Source organism: Methanoregula sp. (genome assembly GCF_002835825.1).
Classification (GTDB): Archaea; Halobacteriota; Methanomicrobia; order Methanomicrobiales; family Methanospirillaceae; genus Methanoregula.
Genome location: NZ_PIZH01000515.1, coordinates 1 through 1,469 on the forward strand (window position 1 = coordinate 1; position 1,469 = coordinate 1,469).

General features: G+C 58.1%; 2 protein-coding genes. One reads left to right on the plus strand and one right to left on the minus strand.

The window, feature by feature from the left end; translation table 11 throughout:
• Positions 1–284: 284 nt before the first annotated feature.
• Positions 285–605, minus strand: a complete 321-nt coding sequence (locus tag CW742_RS12830; RefSeq protein WP_292420981.1) for a hypothetical protein — start codon at positions 603–605, stop codon at positions 285–287.
• A gap of 239 nt (positions 606–844) precedes the next feature.
• Here CW742_RS12830 and CW742_RS12835 point away from each other — a divergent pair.
• The coding region (locus CW742_RS12835; RefSeq protein ID WP_292420984.1) for a CNNM domain-containing protein at positions 845–1,469 on the plus strand (625 nt) is incomplete at its 3' end.

The window sequence follows — 1,469 nt, forward strand, 5'->3', positions numbered from 1 at the left end:
GGAAGTGACAAACAGGGAAGATCGGGAACAAGAACAAAAAAGAGCACAACTCAAAGAAAACCAACACCACCAAAACCAAGTTCGACTTCGGCCGGATGCATGCCCCGACCGAGCACTTCAACAAAATCACGGACAGGAACATGAAGAGATTCAGGGACAGGAAGTGTATCGTGCCCCTCACTCGCGAGAAGATGGGACGCGGGGAATGATCCCGCTTTTTTTTTTACTAGCTTTGCCGCGTGCGGGCGGGCAGGCCGGGCCCGGTGCGGGGCAGCCTGAATGCATCAGACTGTCCGGTACCGCAGCGGGGATTGCGCGATGATCTTCTCCCCTCTCCGGTCTTTCTCGATGATGGAAACTGTTACGTTCGCACCATAATGGATTGGTACCGGCAGCTCCGTTGCGGGGATGGTGAAATGCTTCTGCCTGTTGAATTCCGGCGGCACGGGGAACCTGTAATTGCCCGGCCCCTCCGTGAGCGTGATCTGCACAGCGTATTTCGGGTCTGCCCGCGGTATCAGCCCCTGACCATCGACCCGGAGGGATTCAGTACAGATATCTCCGGATTTCCTATGTTCGTACTGCGCAAGGATCCGGAGTCCCATGGGTCCCGGGCTGCTCATACCCAAGTACTGTAACGGGCACGGTATTGAATTGAACTCATGCGACCGTTTCCCTGCCAGGGGATCCTTCGGGTCGGGTTTCTGTGAAGGTCCCCAGGGACCGGGCAGCCTGAATGCAGGGAATTCCCCCGGGAGGCGGGTCGTTCACCCGATTGAAACAGCCGGCACAACCTTTTTCCTTCCCCGCGTTGTCTGATTGCAAAGAGAGATGAAGTGCGGTCATGTCCTTTCCTGTTGAAATTGTCATCATCTTCCTGCTCATCCTTATCAACGGGATCTTTGCAATGGCAGAATTTGCCATCGTGTCGGCAAAGAGAACCCGGCTCCGCCAGTGGGCGGACGCGGGGGATACCCGGGCTGCCACTGCCCTCAGGCTTGCCGAAGAACCCACGCGTTTCCTCTCAACCGTGCAGATCGGGATCACGCTGGTCGGGATCTTTGCCGGGGCGTTTGGCGGGGCGACGATCGCGGCCGGGATCGCGGCATATTTCAGAGGATTTCCCCACCTCGCACCATGGAGCGACCTGCTCGGGATCACGGTCGTGGTGCTGGTCATCACCTACCTGACGCTGATCTTTGGCGAACTCGTCCCAAAACGCATCGCGCTCCTCCACGCGGAGGGTATCGCCGCAGTCCTTGCAAAACCGATGCAGTTCCTCTCGATTATCACCGCACCGCTCGTCATCATCCTGAGCGGGTCTACCGAGGCGATTCTCCACCTTCTGCGGATCGGCAGGTCACCCGAGCCCCCCGTATCCGAGGAGGATACCAGGAGCCTGCTCGCGGACGGGAGACGGGCCGGGATCATTGAAAAAGATGAACTCGAGATGGTCGAAGGTGTGCTCA